Genomic DNA, 17,528 nt, shown 5'->3' on the forward strand with positions numbered 1-17,528 from the left:
AGCGTCCTACTCGATCCGGATGCCCGTCGCCTTGATCAGCCCGGCATAGCGCGCGGCATCCCGTTGCAGCAGCCCGGCCGCCTCCTCGCTGCTGCCGCCGCCAGGGAGGAAGCCGGCCTCGCGGATGCGCGGCCGCAGCACCGGATCCTGCAGCGCCCGGTTGACCGCCGCCGCCCAGCGGTCGCGGATCGGCGCCGGCAGCCCGGCCGGTCCCATCAGCATGTACCAGACATTGGCGTCGAAGCCCGGGAAGCCGCTCTCGGCGACGGTGGGCAGGTCGGGCAGCCATTCGATGCGCTCGGGCATGGTGGTGGCGAGCGCCCGCACCCGCTCGCCGCGGATATGCGGCAGGTAGGTCGGGAAGGTGTCGATGGCGAGGTCGATGCGCCCGGCCAGGATCTCGTTCACCGCCTGGCCGGTGCCGCGGAAGGGCACATGCGTCATGCGGATGCCGGCCTCGGTGCAGAGCAGCTCCGCCGCCAGATGCTGCTGCGTGGCGACGCCGGAGGAGGAGTAGTTGAGCTGCCCCGGATGCGCCTTGGCGTAGGCGATGAAGCCGCCGAGGTCGCGTGACGGCGAGCTCATCGGCACCACCGCGACCAGCGGCACCGTGGCGGCGAGGCAGATGGCCGTCTGGTCGCGGTGGATGTCGAAGGGCGGCGGCTGCATCAGCGGCGGCACCACGGCCGAGGCGCTGACCGTCGTCATGAAGAGCGTATGCCCGTCCGGCGCGGCGCGGCTGCCGGCGAGCGCCGCGATGGTGCCGCTCGCGCCCGGCCGGTTCTCCACCGCGATGGGCTGGCCGAGCTCGGCCTGCAGCGCCGGGGCGAGGAGGCGGGTGATGATGTCGGTGCCGCCGCCGGGGGCGAAGCCGACCAGCACGGTGACCGGCCGGTCCGGCGCCCAGCCCGCGGCGCGGGCGACGCCCCGGCCAAGAAAGGGACCGAGGAAGGGAGCGGCGAGCGGCAGGGCGGTGGCGGCCAGCAGGCTACGGCGCTGGGTCATGCTCGGATGTCCTCCATGGCGCCGGCTCCGCGGCCGGCGGCCTTTTCCCAGAAAGGTGGCGGCGCGCTCCAGAGCGGATCCCGATCGGGTGAAGATGCTCTGAAAACAAAGGCTAGAGCGTGATCGCTTGAGGTGGACTCGCCGAACAGCGTGCATCACGCGATCAAACAACGGCCTGGACCATGATCCGCGACCCTGTGTGAGCGGATCATGGTCTAGTGGCGCGGCTCGCGCTGCGGCGCCGGCTGGCTCTCGCCCCGGCTGCCGTGGCGGTCCCAGTGATGGCCGCAATCGGGGCATTCCCAGACCGGATCGCCCGCCGCATCGCGCAGGCTGCGGGCCCGCGAGCGGCGCGCGGCCGGCGCGAGATGCCGCAGCGCAGGCGAGACCGCGCGGTCCGTCAGCTCCGCCCGGCAGGCCGGGCAGCGATCCGGCGCGCCGTTCATCGCCCGCTCCAGGCCATGGGGCGCTTGGCGAGGAAGTTCGCCACCCCTTCGCGGAAGTCGTTGCTGGTGAAGCACATCGTCACCAGGTCGTCGCCCTCCACCTGCCGGGCGGCGAGGCGCAGCCGGCGCATCGCCTCCTTCGTCGCCCGCAGCGTCAGCGGCGCGTGACCGGCAATGGTCGCGGCGAGCGCGGCGGCGCGGGCCTGCAGCGCCGCATGGTCGGGCAGCACCTCGGAGAGCAGGCCGATGGCCTTCGCCTCCTCCGCCTCGACCAGCCGCGCCGTGTAGATCAGGTCGATCACCCGCGCCGGGCCGATCAACGCGGCGAGGCGGCCGTAATTCGCCATCGACAGGCAGTTGCCGAGCGTCCTGGCGATGGGAAAGCCGATGCGCGCGTTGGCGGCGGCGATGCGCAGGTCGCAGACCGCGGCGATGGCGGCGCCGCCGCCGGTGCAGGCGCCGGCGATGGCGGCGATGGTCGGTTTCGGACATTCCTCGAGCGCGACCAGGACGCGGTCGATCCGCTCCTCGTAGTCGAGCGCGTCCTGCGGCGTGCTGAAGCTGCGGAACTGGGCGATGTCGGTGCCGGCGGCGAAGGCCTTCTCGCCGGCGCCGGTGATGACGATGGCCCGCAGATCCGGGTCCTCCCCGGCGGCCAGCGCGATCTCCCGCAGCCGCTCATACATCGGGAAGGTCAGGGCGTTGCGGGCCTGGGGCCGGTTCAGCGTGACGAAGCCGATGCCGTCGCGGGTCTCGTAGAGCAGCTCGTCCATGGGTTCCTCCCCGGGTGGGGCCCATTGGTGCCGGGGCCGGAGCCGGTTATCAAGCCATGGCTGCCGCCGCCGGGCTGCTCCCAGGAGCATTCCCCGGGCGATGCGGCGGCCTGGACCAGGAGGCACGACCCATGCTGCCGCTCGCCCGCTTCACCGTCCTCGACCTCACCCGCGTCCGCTCCGGCCCCACCTGCGTGCGGCAGCTCGCCGATTGGGGCGCCAATGTCATCAAGATCGAGGCACCGGAGGAGATCGACACCGGCAGCGGCATGGGCGGCGACCGGCACGGACCCGATTTCCAGCATGTCCACCGCAACAAGCGCGGCATCACCCTGAACCTGAAGCAGCCGGACGGCCTGGCCCTGTTCCGCCGGATGGTCGAGAAGGCCGATGTGGTGGTGGAGAATTACCGCCCCGACGTGAAGGACCGGCTTGGCATAGGCTACGAGGCGCTGTCGGCCATCAACCCGCGCATCGTGCTCGGCTCGATCAGCGGCTTCGGCCAGGATGGCCCCTATGCCCGCCGGCCTGGCTTCGACCAGATCGCCCAGGGCATGGGCGGGCTGATGAGCGTGACCGGCCTGCCCGGCCAGGGGCCGGTGCGCGTCGGCATCCCGGTGGCCGACCTGACCGCCGGGCTCTACACCGCCATCGGCATCCTCGTCGCCCTGCTGGAGCGCGAGCAGACCGGCAAGGGGCGCTGGGTCCATACCTCGCTGCTGGAGGCCATGGTGGCGATGATGGATTTCCAGGCCACGCGCTGGACCATGCAGCACGAGGTGCCGAAGCAGGCCGGCAACGACCACCCGACCACGGTGCCAACCGGGCTGTTCCGCACCAGCGACGGGCTGATGAACCTGGCCGGCGGCGGCCAGGAGATGTGGAACCGCATCGTCGCCACGCTGGGCATCGAGGAGCAGGCGAAGGACCCCGCCTTCGCCACCGACCGCAGCCGGGCGCAGAACCGCGAGAAGACCAACGCGCTGCTGCAATCGGTGCTGGAGACGGATACCTCCGAGAACTGGATCGCCAGGCTGAACAAGGCCGGCGTGCCGAGCGGCCCGGTCTATGCCATGGACCAGGTCTTCGCCGATCCGCAGGTGCGGCATCTCGGCATCGAATGGCCGGTGGAGCATCCGAGCCTCGGCACCATCAACCTGGTGCGGGCACCGATGACCCTCGAAGGGGTGGAGCCGCCGCGCCGGCCGACGCCGGAGCGGGGCGAGCATACCGCCGAGGTGCTGGCGGAGTTCGGCGTCTCGGCCGAGGAGCTGGCGGCGCTGCGGGCCAAGGGGGCGGTGTAGCAACCCCCGCGAGGGGTCGCGGCAGAGCAGCGGCCGGCGGGGCAACACGCCAGTGACGGATGCGGACAGACGTTCTGGGCTATGCTGGGGCCGGTGAGTGGAGGCGGCGATGGACGGCGACAGGCCAGGGCTGCTGGAGCGGCTTCCCGAGGTGCGGCGGCACAAGCTGGACATCCGCGGCTACTACCGGATGGCCGAGGCCGGCATCCTGACGCGCGACGATCGTGTCGAGCTGATCGAGGGGGAGATCGTCGACATGGTGCCGATCGGCAGTCCGCACAGCGCCGCCGTGAACGGCCTCATCGCCGTGCTGGCCAGCGCCGTGCAGGGGCGGGCGACTGTGACGGCGCAGAGCCCGCTCCGGCTCTCCGATGCCAGCGAACCGCGGCCGGATTTCATGCTTCTCAAGCCGCGCGCCGACGTCTACCGCAGCGCCCATCCCACCCCGGCTGATGTCCTGTTGCTGGTGGAGGTCGCGCAGAGCAGCCTTGCCTATGACCGCCAGGTGAAGCTCCCCCTCTATGCCCGGCACAAGGTGCCGGAAGTCTGGATCGTCAATCTCGGGGAGGACGTGGTGGAGGTGTACCGCGAGCCGAAGGACGAGGCCTATCTGGCCACCACGCTCGCCGCGCGCGGCGACATGCTGGAGCCCGCGGCGCTGCCCGGCCTTCGCATCGCCGTCACCGAGGTCATCGGCTGATGCGCATCGCCTCGGTCCGCGACGGCGTGGTGCCGATCGCCTCCGCCATCGCCAATGCCTATATCGACTTCTCCAAGATGACCGCCTCGGTCGTCGCGGTGACGGTCGAGGACGGGCATGGCCGCAGCGCCACCGGCTACGGCTTCAACAGCAACGGCCGCTACGCCCAGCCTGGCCTGCTGCGCGAGCGCTTCATCCCCCGCCTGCTGGAGACGCCGGAAGCCGCCCTCCTTCATGCCGATGGCGGGCTGGAGCCGGCCGGGGCCTGGGCGGCGATGATGCGCAACGAGAAGCCGGGCGGCCATGGCGACCGCAGCGTCGCGGTCGGGGTGCTCGACATGGCGCTCTGGGATGCCGCGGCGAAGCTCGCCGGCAAGCCGCTCTGGCGGCTGCTCGCCGACCGCTATCGCGGCGGCGAGGCGGATGCGAGCGCCTGGATCTATGCCGCCGGCGGCTACTACTACCCGGGCAAGGGGCTGGACGAGCTGGTGGCCGAGATGCAGCGCTATCTTGATCTCGGCTACAGCGTGGTGAAGATGAAGATCGGCGGCGCCCCCGGCACCTCGATCAAGGATGCGCTGACCCTCGACCTGGCGCGGATCGAGGCGGTGCTGAAGCTGCTCGGCGGCGACGGCTCGCGGCTCTGCGTCGACGTCAACGGCCGCTTCGGCCTGCATGCGGCGCTGGCCTATGGCGCCGCCCTCGCCCCCTACCGGCTGCGCTGGTACGAGGAGCCGCTCGATCCGCTCGACTACGCGACGCATGCGACGCTCGCCGAGCATTATGCCGGGCCGCTGGCGACCGGCGAGAACCTGTTCTCGATGCAGGATGCCCGCAACCTGATCCGCCATGGCGGGCTGCGCGCCGACCGCGACATCCTGCAATTCGACCCCGCCCTCTCCTACGGGCTGGTCGAATATCTCCGCACCCTCGCCATGCTGCAGGAGCACGGCTGGTCGCCGCGGCGCTGCGTGCCGCATGGCGGGCACCAATTCGCGCTGAACATCGCGGTCGGGCTCGGCCTCGGCGGCAACGAAAGCTATCCAGAGGTCTTCGCGCCCTTCGGCGGCTTCGCCGACAGCACGCCGGTGCAGGACAGCCGCATCCGCATGCCCGAGCTTCCGGGCATCGGCTTCGAGAGCAAGGCCAATCTCTGGGCGGTGCTGAAGGATCTATGATACGAGCGGCCGTTGATGGTGCCCCATCAACGGCCGCCTCAGACGCCGGGCGGTTTGCTCCGCGAACCTTGGCTTCGCCGCGTCGCGCCGACAGGCGCGCCAAAAGGCGCGACCGGCGGCGCCCATTCGGGCGCTCGGCATGAATGAAGCATTCATGCCGTTGGCATGACACCATCCCGCCGGAGCCCTCCCGCATGACCCGCCTCCTCGTCCTCAACGGCAACACCACCGAGGCGGTGACCGAGCGCATCGCCGCCGCCGCCCGCGCCGCCGCCCCGGCGGGCGTCGCCATCGAAGCGGCGACGGCGCCCTACGGCCTGCCGCTCATCGTCACCCGCGCCGACTGGCTGCTCTCCGGCCCGCCGATCCTGGCGGCGCTGGCCGCCCGGCGTGGGCAATACGACGCCGCCGTCATCGCGGTCTTCGGCGATCCGGCGCTGGAGGCGGCGAAGCTGCTGCTGGACGTGCCGGTGATCGGCCTCTCCGAGGCCGCCTTCCATGCCGCCGCCATGCTCGGGCGGCGCTTCGGCATCGTCTCCTTCTCCGCGGCGCTCAGGCCGATGTTCGAGGACTGCCTCGACCATCACGGGCTGCGCGGCCGCTGCGCCGGCTTCCGCATGGGCCCGCCGGACGCCGCCTATCCGGCGAGCCTCGGCGCGGCGGAGCGGGCCTCGCTGCTCGCCCTGGTGCGGGAGAGCGTCGCGCAGGACGGGGCGGAGGCGGTGATCCTGGCCGGCGGGCCGCTCGCCGGCCTGGCGCCGCTGCTGCAGCCGGAGGTGCCGGTGCCGCTCATCGACGGCACCGCCGCGGCGGTGCGGCTCGCCGCGGCGCTGGCCGGCCTGCCGCGCCCGGCCCGGCCGCGGGCCGCCCGGCCGCTCAGCGGCTACGGGCCCGAGATCGCCGCGCTCTATGCGGGATCCGGGCTGGGCTGAGCGCCCGGCCACGCCCTACAGCGGATTGCGTTCAGGATTGAACGCTGCTCCACTGTAGCTCGTTGTTTTCACAGTGGATTCACGCGTCCGGGCGTTCACGCCCTCCCGCGATCCGCTCTAGTCGAGCGGTTCGATCCGCGCCTCCTGCACCACGCGGGTCCAGAGGGCGAGGTCGCGCGCCACCACCTGGCGCAGCGCCTCGGGATCGGAGCCGACCGGCTCGAAGCCCAGCATCTCCAGCCGCTCGCGCATCGCCGGATCGTGCATGGCGGCGGCGATCTCCCGCTGCAGCCAGGCGATGCGCGCGGGCGGCGTGCCGCCGGGCACGAAATAGGCGAGCCAGGCGGTGGTCTCGATCCCGGGCGCGAGACCCGTCTCGGCCAGGGTCGGCACGTCGGGCAGCGTCGCCATCCGAGACCCGCCGGTGACCGCCATGGCCCGCACCGAGCCGGCATCGATGAAGGGCTTGGTGCTGCCGGAGACGGCGATGGTCCATTGCGCCTCGCCATTCGCCACGGCCTGCACGGCGAGCCCGTCGCCGCGATAGGGCACCATGGTGCCCTGCAGCCCGCCGGCCCGCAGGCAGAACAGCTCGCAGAGCAGGTGCACGGTGGCGCCGATGCCGGAGGTGGCGAAATTCCACCGCCCGGGATTCTCCTTCAGCCAGGCGACGAGCTCGGCGATGTCGCGCGCCGGAAGCTTCGGGCTGGCCACCAGGAGGAAGGGGCCGCTGCCGGCGATGGTAATCGGGTCGAAGGCGGTGCGGACATTGATCTCCCGCGCGAAGGCCCGGTTCATCACCGGCAGGATGACGAAATTGGGCCCGCCATAGAACAGCGTGTAGCCATCGGCGGGTTGGGTGACCGCATGCCGCGCGCCGATCGCGCCGGCCGCGCCGTTGCGGTTGTCGATGACGAAGGTGCAGCCGGTGCGCCGCTGCAGGACATCGGCCAGGGCGCGCGTCAGGATGTCGACGCCCGAGCCGGGCGAGGCCGGCATGACGAAGCGCACCGGCCGGTTCGGATAGGTCTCGGCGGCCGATCCCGGCCGGGCCAGCATCCCGAGGGGCGCGGCCAGCAACCCGCGCCGCGAGGCGTGCATCATGGTGGTTCCTCCCGCCGGGCGGCCGTTGGAGCGCCGCCGTCTTGCCGGTCAGGCTACACCCGGGCCGGGAGCCTCAGGCAAGCCGGCCACAAGCCGCGCCGGCTCGAGACTGGCATAGACATCGCCGCTGTTTGCCTCGGCCGGCAGGGCGGCGATCCAGGCGGCCATGGCCTCCGGCCCGACCGGCGCCGGATGGGCGAAGCGCATGCTCTCGCCGAGGCAGGCATTGCAGGCGCGGTAGCCCAGAGAGGCGAGGCGCGCGAGGCAGTCCGCCGCCACGCCGCGCTGGATGGTGGTGAATTCGAAGGAGAGGCTGCGCGGCGCCAGGGAGAGGCCGGCCAGCGCCGCCGCCTCGAAGCCCTCGACATCGATCTTGACGAAATCCGGCCGCCCCTCCGCCGCGATCAGCGCGTCGAGCGTGGTGACGGGCAGGCGCAGCGCCGCATCCCAGGCCTGCCCCTCCCAGCCCGGCGCCCCGGCCGCCGCGGCGATGAAGTCCGGGCTGGCGGTGGCGACGGTCGGGTTGGCGGTGTTCAGCCGCAGCACCGCCTCGCCCGGCGCCGCGCCGACCAGCGCCGTCACACGCGCCACGCCGGCATCCCGGCCGAAGAGCAGCCGCAGCAGCCGCGCCAGCCGGGGCTGCGGCTCTACCGCCACCACCCGCGCGCCGAGGCGGCGGAAGCTCGCCACCCGGTCGCCGACATGCGCGCCGATATCGAAGGCGAGTTCGCCCGGCCCGAGGAAGCGGCGATGAAAGGCATCCAGCCGCGCCGCCCGGCCAGGGGCGTAATAGGTGCGGAGCGAGCGGCCAATGGCGGCGGCGTTGCTCACGCGGCGGGCGGCGTCTCGTAGCCGGCGAGCTGCCAGGCCTCGGGCTCGGCCAGCGCCTCGGCATACCAGCGCTCGACCAGCGGATGCTGCCGCACCGCCTGCATGTAGCCTTGCGTGGTTGCCGAGAGCTCCGGCCGCCAGGTGAGGAAGCGGCCGACCACGGGCGCGTACATCGCATCCACCAGGGTGAAGCGCGCCCCGCCGAGGAAGGGGCCGCCGCCGGCATCCAGCGCCTCCGCCCAGGCGCGCTCGACGCGGGCGATGTCGGCCAGCGCCTCCGGCGTGCGGCCGAGGCCGCTGAAGTCGCGCCCGGCATTGAACCACATCGCCTGGCGCAGGCCGCGCAGGCCGCCATGCATCTCGGCGGCCATCGACCGGGCGCGGGCGCGGGCGATGCGCTCCTCCGGCCAGAGGCCGGGCGCCTGCTCGGCGCAGTATTCGCAGATGGCCAGGCTCTCCCAGATCCGGGCGCCCTTGTGCTCGAGATAGGGGACCAGCCCGGCCGGCGTCGCCGCCTGGATCGCCGGGGTGCTGCCGATGCCCTCGCCGCGGACGAAGGGAATCAGCACCTCCTCCACATCCAGCCCGGCCAGGTGCACCGCCAGCCAGCCGCGCATCGACCAGGAGGAGTAGCGCTTGTTGCCGATGAGCAGGCGGCCGTCGGACATGGATCTGGCTCCCGGAAGCGGCCGGGCGCAGCCGACCCGGCGGATAGGAGGCGAGACTGGGCCGGCACGGCGCGGGCTTCAATCCCGCCGGCCCCCTGGTCGCTCCCCTGGGGCCGCTCCCCTGGGGTCGCTCCCCTGGTCACCCCCTGGGGCCGCTCGCATGGTCCTTGCATGTCGCTTGCCCCGTAGCGGCCGCGGGTGTTCCTTGACGGCAGCCGGCGGAGTTTCTTGCATGAACGAGATGAGCGTGTCGCGTCCGAACAACCTGGACGCCTATTGGATGCCCTTTTCCGACAACCGGTACTTCAAGGCGCATCCGCGCATGATCGCCCGCGCCGAGGGCATGTCCTACTACACGCCCGAGGGGAAGGAGGTGCTGGACGGCACCGCCGGGCTCTGGTGCTGCAATGCCGGGCATGGCCGGGTCGAGATCAAGGAGGCGATCCAGAAGCAGGCCGCCATCCTTGACTACGCCCCCACCTTCCAGCTCGGCCATCCCATCGCCTTCGAGGCGGCGGCGCGCATCGCGGAGATGACGCCGGACGGCATGGACCGCGTCTTCTTCACCAATTCCGGCAGCGAGAGCGCCGACACCGCGCTGAAGATCGCCCTCGCCTATCACAAGGCCCGCGGCGAGAGCGGCCGGGTGCGGCTGATCGGGCGCGAGCGCGGCTATCACGGCGTCGGCTTCGGCGGCATGTCGGTGGGCGGCATCGGCGGCAACCGCAAGCAGTTCGGCGCCCTGCTGCCCTATGTCGACCACCTGCCGCATACCCATGGCCTGGCCGGCAACCTCTTCGCCAAGGGCCAGCCGGAGGAGGGCGCGCATCTCGCCGATGCGCTCGAGGCCATGGTGGCGCTGCACGGCGCCGAGACCATCGCCGCCGTCATGGTCGAGCCGGTGGCCGGCAGCACCGGCGTGCTGGTGCCGCCGCGCGGCTATCTCGAGCGGCTGCGGGCCATCTGCGACAAATACGGCATCCTGCTGATCTTCGACGAGGTCATCACCGGCTTCGGCCGCCTCGGCACCCCCTTCGGCGCCGAGCGGCTGGGCGTCACGCCCGACATCATGACCATGGCGAAGGGGCTGACCAATGCCGCGGTGCCGATGGGCGCCGTCGCGGTGCGCAACGGCGTCTATGACGCGGTGGTGGAGGGCGCGGCCGCGGGCATCGAGCTGTTCCACGGCTACACCTATTCCGGCCATCCGCTGGCGGCAGCGGCGGCGATCGCCACGCTGGACCTGCACCGGGCGGAAGACCTGCCCGGCCGGGCACGCGCCATCGAGCCCTATTGGCAGGAGGCGGCGCACAGCCTGCGCAGCCTGCCGAACGTCATCGACATCCGGGACTTTGGCCTGATCGCCGGGATCGAGCTGGCGCCGCGCGTCGGCAAGGCGGGGGCGCGGGCGACGGAGATATTCCGCCGCTGCTTCGACGATGGCGTGCTGATCCGGGTGACGGGCGACATCATCGCCCTCTCGCCGCCGCTGATCGTGGAACGGCCGCACATCGACCGCCTCTTCGGCGTGCTGGGCGAGGCCATCCGCGCCGAGGCGGCCTAGAAGGGCAGATACCCCCTTCCCATTGCCCTGCCGCAGCTTCGCCGCGGCAGGCCGTGGCACCATTCGGACCCAAGGCGAAGCACGGGGCCCCCGCGGCGCCGCGCGGCGGCTCCGCGGGGTTCAACCTGGGGCCCCCATGGCGGCGCGCCAGCGACGTTGTGGGGAATAAACTAGTGCCCCACCTGGTCCTTGAACGCCCCCTTTGTCTCGTCGCCGCGCGGCGCCGGCTTGGCGGGCTTCTCGGCGGCCCGCTCGGCATGCGGCTTCACCTCATCGGCCTGCCGCCCCTTGGCGTCGCTGCTCCGCGTATCGATCCCGTCCTTCTTCGAGCTGCCGGGATTGGGGTCTCCGATGGCCATGGTGCGTCTCCGGGTTGCTGCCCTCCATAACCCGGGGCGGCGGCGATCGTTGTGCCCGGCCGGGCGATTTCCCTGGCGGACCCCCTCCCCTCGCCCTCCCTTTGCCCGCCGCCGTCGCTGCACCATATTGCGCGCGAAGCATTCCCCCTTGGCCCCTCCCGGGGCCCGTCTGCCCCTTGGAGTTTCCGGATGAGCGAAGCCTCTCCCGTTCCGGTCACGGTCCTGACCGGCTATCTCGGCGCCGGCAAGACCACGCTGCTGAACCGCATCCTCAGCGAGAATCATGGCAAGAAATTCGCCGTGGTGATCAACGAGTTCGGCGAGCTCGGCGTGGACAACGACCTGGTCGTGGATGCCGACGAGGAAGTCTTCGAGATGAACAACGGCTGCATCTGCTGCACCGTGCGCGGCGACCTGATCCGCATCATCGGCGGGTTGATGAAGCGCCGCGGCAAATTCGACGGCATCATCGTCGAGACCACCGGCCTCGCCGATCCCGCCCCGGTCGCCCAGACCTTCTTTGCCGATGAGGACGTCAAGCGCGCGACGCGGCTGGACGCCATCGTCACGGTGGTCGATGCCAAGAACCTGCCGGCGCGCCTCGCCGACAGCAAGGAGGCGGAGGAGCAGATCGCCTTCGCCGACATCATCCTGCTGAACAAGATGGACCTCGTCTCGCCGGAGGAGGCGGAGGCGGTGGAGCGCAAGGTGCGCGCCCTCAACCCCTGGGCCGAGATCCGCCGCAGCACCAAGTCCGACGTGCCGATCGAGGCGGTGATCGGCCGCGAGGCCTTCGACCTCAAGCGCATCCTGGAGCGGGAGCCGGAATTTCTCTCCGGCGAGGACGAGCACGAGCACGACAGCGAGGTGATGAGCGTCTCCTTCGAGGTCGCCCGCCCGATCGATCCCGAGCGCTTCAACGCCTGGATGACGCAGCTCCTCGCCAACAAGGGCCAGGACCTGCTGCGGACCAAGGGCATCCTCTACTACGCCAACGACGACCGTCGCTTCGCCTTCCAGGCGGTGCACATGATCGCCGATGGCGACTTCATCGGCCCGGTGAAGGAGGGCGATCCGCGGCGCTCGAAGATCGTCTTCATCGGCCGCGACCTGAACCGGCCGCAGCTCCGCCGCGGCTTCGAGAGCTGCCAGGTGGACGCGTGAGCGAGAAAGTAAGCGACGGGGCGGCGGATTTCCTGCTGGAGGCGCGCGGCACCTCGCGCGAGCTCGGCGCCTGGGTGGTCGGCCTCGCCTTCGGGCGGGACGGCAGCCTCGGCTTCGGGCTCGGCGACGGCACGCTGCACATCGCCGATCCGCGCGCGCCGGAGCAGGCATGGCGGAGCGTCGCGGCGCATGACGGCGCGGTGCTCTCGCTCGCGGCCGATGCGAAAGACGGCTTCCTCACCGGCGGCGATGATGGCCGCCTGCTGCGCACCGCCCCCGATGGCGAGGTCACCGAGATCGCCAGCCTCGGCGCCATGAAATGGGTCGAGCATGTCGCGGCGCATGAGAGCGGGCTGCGGGCCGCGAGTCTCGGCAAGCAGCTGCTTCTCTTCGACGGCAAGGGGCAGCGGCTGAAGACGCTGGCGCATCCCTCCTCGGTCGGCGGCATCGCCTTCGACGCCAAGGGCAAGCGCGTCGCCGCCAGCCACTACAACGGCGCCAGCCTCTGGTTCGTCGCGGCGAAGGAGGACAAGCCGCGGTTGCTGGAATGGAAGGGCAGCCACGCCGCCATCGCCATCAGCCCGGACGGCACGCATGTGGTCACCGCCATGCAGGAGAATGCCCTGCATGGCTGGCGCCTGGCCGATGGCCAGCACATGCGCATGTCAGGCTATCCCTCGAAGACGCATTTCCTGTCCTTCACCGCCCGCAGCCGCTGGCTGGCGACGAGCGGTGCGGATGCGGTGGTGATCTGGCCCTTCTTCGGCGGCGGCCCGATGGGCAAGGCGCCGACCGAGCTTGCTGGCGGCGACGGCGTGCTGTGCAGCGCCGTGGCCTGCCATCCGCAGCACGAGGTCGTGGCCGCCGGTTTCGCCGACGGGCTGGTGCTGCTGGCCGAGATCGCCTCGGGCAAGGTGGTGCCGGTGGCGGCGCCGGGGCAGGGCGGGATCTCGGCGCTCGGCTGGAACGCCACGGGCACCCATCTCGCCTTCGGCACCGAGCAGGGCTTCGCCGGGCTGGTCGATCTCAGCCGCCGCTGAACCGCCGCCGGAGGCGCCTCAGCTCCGCCGCACCGGCCCGGTGACGCGGAAGCCCTGGACCACAGCCTGCGGCCGGGGCACCGCGCCGAAGCAGGTAAAGAAGGCGTGCATCGGCACCGCCGGCGCCTCCAGGGGTTCCGCTTCGGCAGCGATGCCGGGCGCGACCGGGGCCGCCGCCGGCGGCCGCCGTGGCTTGTCGGCCCGTACCAGCCCCGGCCGCAGCAGCGCCGGCAGGCCTTCCGGCGCTCCGCAGGACGGCCCAGACCCCAGCGGCATGGCTTGCGCGGCCGAGCCGCCAAGCTCCGGCCAGGGCAGCATCGTTCCGACCAGGACGGCGCCGATGGCGGCCAGACGCCAGCGGGTCGTCGCGCTTGCACGCAGGCTGGGCATGGGCTAGGGGCCTCTTTTCGATCCGGTGTTCGATCGTGCTTCGGCTGCCCCGCCAACGCCGGATTTCCGTCTCCTGTTCCCTGCGAAGATTCCTGCCTGGCGCGGGAACCGCCATGCAACCGAAGTGGCCTTTGCCGCCTTACCGGGGCTTTCGAGGGGGATCATCCCGCCATGGCAAGAGCGCCCGACGACGATGATGACGTGGATCTCGGCATCAGCCTCGAGACGGTGGCGACGGTGGTGGACCATGTGCGCGCCGTCCAGGTGACCGAGGAGACCGACCCGGCGCAACTCTCCGAGGATGAGGACAGCGAGGCGGCCCTGCTGCAGGAGAATCCGGACGACCTGACCGAGGATTCGCTGCGCGAGTTCATCGACGGGCTGAACGAGGACGAGCAGGCGGCCCTCATCGCCCTCGCCTGGGTCGGCCGCGGCGATTACGGGCCTGACGAGTGGGAGGAGGCGCTGCGCCTCGCCGCCGAGCGGAACGAGGCCGGCACGGCCGGCGACTACCTGCTCGGCATGGACATGGTCGGCGACCTGCTCGCCGAGGGCGTCGCCGCCTTCGGCCTCTCGATCGAGGAGATCGAGCGCTGAGTCCTCTCGGCTGAGGCGCACTCCCACCCCCCTGCCCGCCCACCATTGTCTCCCGCCGCCGCTACCGGCAGCATGCCGGCGCAACCGCCCGCAGAGCGGATGGGAGGGAACATGGATTTCAGCGGCAAGGTCGCCCTCGTCACCGGGGGCGCAAACGGCATCGGCGCGGCGACCGTCCGCGGCTTCGTCGCGCGCGGCGCCAAGGTCGCCATCGTCGACCAGGATGCCGAGGCGGGCGCGGCGCTCGCCGCCGAGTTCGGCAAGGCGGCGATCTTCCGCCAGGCCGACGTGACCCGCAGCGCCGATGTCGCGGCCTATGTGCAGGCGACGCTCGACGCCTTCGGCGCCATCGACTGCTTCCACAACAATGCCGGCATCGAGGGCAAGGTGGCGCCGACCGCCGAGTACGAGGAGGCGATGTTCGACGCGGTGATGGGCGTCAACGTCAAGGGCGTCTTCCTCGGACTGCGGCACGTATTGCCGGTGATGATTCGCCAGGAGCGCGGCGCGGTGGTGAACACCGCCTCCATCGCCGGCCTCGTCGGCACGGCGGGCATGCCGGCCTATGTCGCCTCGAAGCATGCGGTGATCGGGCTGACCAAGGTGGCGGCCGGCGAGGTCGGGCGGCTCGGCATCCGGGTGAACGCCATCTGCCCCGGCCCTATCGACACCCGCATGGTTCGCGACATCGCCAAGCAGGTCTCGCCGAACCGTCCGGAGGCGGTGGAGGAGGGTTATGCCGCCGGCCTGCCGCTGCGCCGCTACGGCCGGGCGGAGGAGGTGGCGAATCTCGTGCTGTTCCTCTGCAGCGACCTCGCCAGCAACATCACCGGCGCGCAATACGTGGTGGATGGCGGCCGCACCGCCGTGCCGGTCGGCATCTCGCAGAACAGTCTTCGGTAGATCCCCAGGAAGCCGCTGCGCGTCGTCGTAGGGGCCCCGCGATTCGCTCTCAGCCCAAGAGCCGGCACAGCCTGCCGCGCCGAAGCCGCGGCAGGGCAGCGGGCAGCGATTGCGGCCGGGCAACGACCGGATGCGCCGCGCGCGATCTCCGGTTGCAGCCGCTGCCCCGTCGCCGCAGCATGGCGGCAAAACAGGGGAGACGTCGCCAATGACCGGGATCTTCGCCGGGCTCAGGGTTATCGACGCCGCCAGCTATGTCGCTGCCCCTGCGGCGGCGACCATCCTCGGCGATTTCGGCGCCGAGGTGATCAAGCTCGAGCCGCCGGGCGGCGATGCCTATCGCGCCCTCGCCACCGCCCCCGGCCAGCCGCGCGGCGAGACCGACTACCCTTGGGTGCTCGACAACCGCGGCAAGCGCGGCCTGGTGCTGGACCTGAAGCGGCCGGAGGCGCAGGCGGTGCTGCACCGGCTGATCCGCGACACAGATGTCTTCATCACCAATGCCGTGCCGCGGCTGCGCAGCGGCCTCGGCATCGCGCCGGACCTGCTGCTCGGCCTGAACCCACGGCTGATCTATGCCGCGCTGACCGCCTATGGAGAGACCGGGCCGGAGGCCGACAAGACCGGCTTCGACGCCACCGCCTACTGGGCGCGCAGCGGGCTGATGGACCTGGTACGGCCGGATGCGAGCTCGCCGCCGGCCCGCTCCGTCGCCGGCCTCGGCGACCATCCGACCGGCGTCGCGCTCTACGGCGCCATCGCCACCGCCCTCTACCGGCGCGAGCGCACCGGCCAGGGCGGGCTGGTCTCGGCGACGCTGCTCGGCGCCGGGCTCTGGGCCAATGGCTTCATGGTGCAGGCGGCGCTGGACGGGGCGCATTTCATCCCGCGCCCGCCCCGCGACCGGGCGCCGAACGCGCTGGTCAATCTCTACCAGGCCGGCTGCGGGCGCTGGTTCCTGCTCGCCCTGTTGAACGAGGCGCGGCAATGGCCGGCGCTGCGCGCCGTCTTCGGCCATCCCGACTGGGGCGAGGATGCGCGCTTCGCCACCCCGGCGCTGCGGCGCGAGCATGCGGGGGCGCTGATCCCGCTGCTCGATGCCGGCTTCGCCACGCGCAGCCTCGACGAATGGCGGCCGGTGCTGGATGCCGCCGGCCTCACCTTCGACGCGGTGGGAACGACGCAGGAGGCGGCGGCCTCCACGCAGGCGCGGGCCATGGGCGCGATCCGACCGACCGCCGCCGGCGGCTGGACCGTGGACACGCCGATGCATCTCGCCGGCGAGACCAAGGCGCCGGCCACCCCGCCGCCCGCTCTCGGCGGCGATACCGAAGCGATCCTGGCCGAGCACGGCTATGCCCCGGCCGAGATCCGGCGGCTGCGGGAGGCGGGGGCGCTGGGCTGAGGCGCGCCCGCCTCCCGCGTCTGGCGGTCAGGCCACCTGGTCGGCCAGCCGGTCCAGATGCGTCGCGGTGTCGCCGAAGAGGTGCTCGATCACCATGACGCGGCGGAAGAAATGCCCGACCGCGTATTCCTCGGTCATGCCGATGCCGCCATGCAGCTGCACGGCGTTCTGCGAGACGAAGCGTCCCGCCTGCCCGACCCCGACCTTGGCCATGGAGACGGCGCGCGCCCGCTCGGCGGCATCCTCCTCCTCCAGCGACATGGTCGCCAGCATCGCCATGGAGCGGCCCTGCTCCAGCGCCACCAGCATCTCCGCCGCGCGGTGCTGCAGCGCCTGGTTGTCGCCGATCGGCCGGCCGAATTGCTGGCGGGTCTTGAGGTAGTCGAGGGTCATGGCCTGCATCGCCTCCATCGCGCCGATCACCTCGGCCGCGGTCGCGGCGATGCCCGCCTCCACCACCCGCTCGACGATGGGCAAGCCGGCATCGGGCGGGCCGAGCAGCGCCTCGCGCGGCAGCGCGACGCCGCTGAGCGAGATCTCGGCCGCCCGCGTGCCGTCGCGCAGCGCATAGCCGCGCCGCGCCACGCCCGGCGCCGCCGCATCGACGAGGAAGAGCGAGATGCCCTCCGGCTCGTCCTCCCGGCCGGCGGTGCGGGCGCTGACCACCAGCCGGTCGGCGCAATCGCCATGCAGCACCACGCTCTTCGCGCCCTCCAGCACGAAGCCGTCGCCGCGGCGCGTTGCGGTGGTGCGGACGTCGGAGAGGTCGTAGCGCGCCTGCCGCTCGCCATGCGCGAAGGCGAGCTTCAGGCTGCCCTCGGCGATCGCCGGCAGCACCTCGCCCTGCTGCGCCGCATTGCCGGCGAGGCGGAGGGCGGTGCCGCCCAGCACCACCGTCGCCAGATAGGGCTCCAGCACCAGGTGCCGGCCGAAGGCCTGCATCAGCAGCATCACGTCGACAGGGCCGCCGCCGAAGCCGCCATGCTCCTCGCTGATCGGCAGGCCGAGCAGGCCGAGTTCCGCATAGTGCGACCAGAGCCGTTCGCTCCAGCCGGTCGGCGTGCCGAGCAGGGATTTGCGCTGCTCGAAGCTGTACTCGCTGGCCAGCAGCCGGGCGACGCTGTCGCCCAGCAGGCGCTGGTCCTCGGTCGGGTCGAAATCCATC

At 71.9% G+C, this 17,528-nt stretch carries 19 protein-coding genes; 10 read left to right on the forward strand and 9 right to left on the reverse strand.

Translation table 11 applies throughout. The features are described from left to right. Positions 1–6: 6 nt before the first annotated feature. From HJG45_RS19505 to HJG45_RS19515, 3 genes are all read right to left on the reverse strand, one after another. Entirely contained in the window at positions 7–1,005 is a 999-nt protein-coding gene (locus HJG45_RS19505) for a tripartite tricarboxylate transporter substrate binding protein (protein WP_171614098.1), read from the reverse strand. 215 nt (positions 1,006–1,220) lie between these two features. Continuing rightward, positions 1,221–1,451 (reverse strand): hypothetical protein, encoded by a 231-nt coding sequence (locus tag HJG45_RS19510; RefSeq protein ID WP_171614100.1) that lies wholly within the window; start codon positions 1,449–1,451, stop codon positions 1,221–1,223. After that, positions 1,448–2,224 carry an enoyl-CoA hydratase gene (locus tag HJG45_RS19515; protein WP_171614102.1) on the reverse strand — a complete coding sequence of 259 codons (777 nt, stop codon included), beginning with the start codon at positions 2,222–2,224 and terminating at the stop codon, positions 1,448–1,450. Before HJG45_RS19515 ends, HJG45_RS19510 begins: the two co-directional genes overlap by 4 nt. A gap of 131 nt (positions 2,225–2,355) precedes the next feature. Between HJG45_RS19515 and HJG45_RS19520 the strand changes: the two genes are divergently transcribed. From HJG45_RS19520 to HJG45_RS19535, 4 genes are all read left to right on the forward strand, one after another. Continuing rightward, positions 2,356–3,528 carry a CaiB/BaiF CoA-transferase family protein gene (locus HJG45_RS19520; RefSeq protein WP_171614104.1) on the forward strand — a complete coding sequence of 391 codons (1,173 nt, stop codon included), beginning with the start codon at positions 2,356–2,358 and terminating at the stop codon, positions 3,526–3,528. Between the two features lie 109 nt (positions 3,529–3,637). After that, positions 3,638–4,228 carry a Uma2 family endonuclease gene (locus HJG45_RS19525; RefSeq protein ID WP_171614106.1) on the forward strand — a complete coding sequence of 197 codons (591 nt, stop codon included), beginning with the start codon at positions 3,638–3,640 and terminating at the stop codon, positions 4,226–4,228. Then, entirely contained in the window at positions 4,228–5,406 is a 1,179-nt protein-coding gene (locus HJG45_RS19530) for an enolase C-terminal domain-like protein (protein WP_171614108.1), read from the forward strand. Before HJG45_RS19525 ends, HJG45_RS19530 begins: the two co-directional genes overlap by 1 nt. A 194-nt stretch (positions 5,407–5,600) precedes the next feature. Then, entirely contained in the window at positions 5,601–6,338 is a 738-nt protein-coding gene (locus HJG45_RS19535) for an aspartate/glutamate racemase family protein (protein ID WP_171614110.1), read from the forward strand. A 117-nt stretch (positions 6,339–6,455) separates the two neighbouring features. On the opposite strand, the gene HJG45_RS19540 is transcribed toward HJG45_RS19535, so the two are convergent. The 3 genes from HJG45_RS19540 to HJG45_RS19550 are packed head-to-tail and all read right to left on the reverse strand — an operon-like array spanning position 6,456 to position 8,941. After that, positions 6,456–7,442, reverse strand: a complete 987-nt coding sequence (locus tag HJG45_RS19540) for a tripartite tricarboxylate transporter substrate binding protein (RefSeq protein ID WP_171614112.1) — start codon at positions 7,440–7,442, stop codon at positions 6,456–6,458. 48 nt (positions 7,443–7,490) lie between these two features. Beyond that, complete coding sequence (locus HJG45_RS19545) at positions 7,491–8,273, reverse strand: FkbM family methyltransferase (protein WP_171614114.1); 783 nt, start codon at positions 8,271–8,273, stop codon at positions 7,491–7,493. After that, positions 8,270–8,941, reverse strand: coding sequence for a glutathione S-transferase (locus tag HJG45_RS19550; RefSeq protein WP_171614116.1), 672 nt, complete (start codon positions 8,939–8,941; stop codon positions 8,270–8,272). The genes HJG45_RS19545 and HJG45_RS19550 overlap by 4 nt, the downstream gene beginning before the upstream one ends. A 232-nt stretch (positions 8,942–9,173) precedes the next feature. On the opposite strand from HJG45_RS19550, the gene HJG45_RS19555 reads away from it, so the two are divergent. Beyond that, positions 9,174–10,505, forward strand: a complete 1,332-nt coding sequence (locus tag HJG45_RS19555; RefSeq protein WP_408902028.1) for an aspartate aminotransferase family protein — start codon at positions 9,174–9,176, stop codon at positions 10,503–10,505. 170 nt (positions 10,506–10,675) lie between these two features. On the opposite strand, the gene HJG45_RS19560 is transcribed toward HJG45_RS19555, so the two are convergent. Next, positions 10,676–10,864, reverse strand: coding sequence for a hypothetical protein (locus HJG45_RS19560; RefSeq protein ID WP_171614118.1), 189 nt, complete (start codon positions 10,862–10,864; stop codon positions 10,676–10,678). A gap of 189 nt (positions 10,865–11,053) precedes the next feature. On the opposite strand from HJG45_RS19560, the gene HJG45_RS19565 reads away from it, so the two are divergent. Beyond that, a complete protein-coding gene (locus HJG45_RS19565; protein ID WP_171614119.1) occupies positions 11,054–12,028 on the forward strand; it encodes a GTP-binding protein in 975 nt (324 codons plus the stop codon). Beyond that, entirely contained in the window at positions 12,025–13,068 is a 1,044-nt protein-coding gene (locus HJG45_RS19570; RefSeq protein ID WP_171614121.1) for a WD40 repeat domain-containing protein, read from the forward strand. The genes HJG45_RS19565 and HJG45_RS19570 overlap by 4 nt, the downstream gene beginning before the upstream one ends. A gap of 18 nt (positions 13,069–13,086) precedes the next feature. Here HJG45_RS19570 and HJG45_RS19575 read toward each other — a convergent pair whose 3' ends face one another. Continuing rightward, positions 13,087–13,458 carry a hypothetical protein gene (locus HJG45_RS19575; RefSeq protein WP_171614123.1) on the reverse strand — a complete coding sequence of 124 codons (372 nt, stop codon included), beginning with the start codon at positions 13,456–13,458 and terminating at the stop codon, positions 13,087–13,089. A 171-nt stretch (positions 13,459–13,629) separates the two neighbouring features. On the opposite strand from HJG45_RS19575, the gene HJG45_RS19580 reads away from it, so the two are divergent. From HJG45_RS19580 to HJG45_RS19590, 3 genes are all read left to right on the forward strand, one after another. After that, positions 13,630–14,055, forward strand: a complete 426-nt coding sequence (locus tag HJG45_RS19580; protein ID WP_171614125.1) for a DUF3775 domain-containing protein — start codon at positions 13,630–13,632, stop codon at positions 14,053–14,055. 111 nt (positions 14,056–14,166) lie between these two features. Beyond that, a complete protein-coding gene (locus HJG45_RS19585) occupies positions 14,167–14,958 on the forward strand; it encodes an SDR family NAD(P)-dependent oxidoreductase (protein ID WP_171614127.1) in 792 nt (263 codons plus the stop codon). Positions 14,959–15,166: 208 nt separating this feature from the next. Then, the gene (locus tag HJG45_RS19590; RefSeq protein WP_171614129.1) at positions 15,167–16,363 is read left to right on the forward strand and encodes a CaiB/BaiF CoA-transferase family protein; all 1,197 of its coding nucleotides are present in this window, start codon (positions 15,167–15,169) and stop codon (positions 16,361–16,363) included. 27 nt (positions 16,364–16,390) lie between these two features. On the opposite strand, the gene HJG45_RS19595 is transcribed toward HJG45_RS19590, so the two are convergent. Further along, a complete protein-coding gene (locus HJG45_RS19595) occupies positions 16,391–17,527 on the reverse strand; it encodes an acyl-CoA dehydrogenase family protein (RefSeq protein ID WP_171614131.1) in 1,137 nt (378 codons plus the stop codon). Position 17,528: the final 1 nt, after the last annotated feature.

This window comes from Roseicella sp. DB1501, from assembly GCF_013112485.1.
Classification (GTDB): domain Bacteria; phylum Pseudomonadota; class Alphaproteobacteria; order Acetobacterales; family Acetobacteraceae; genus Paracraurococcus.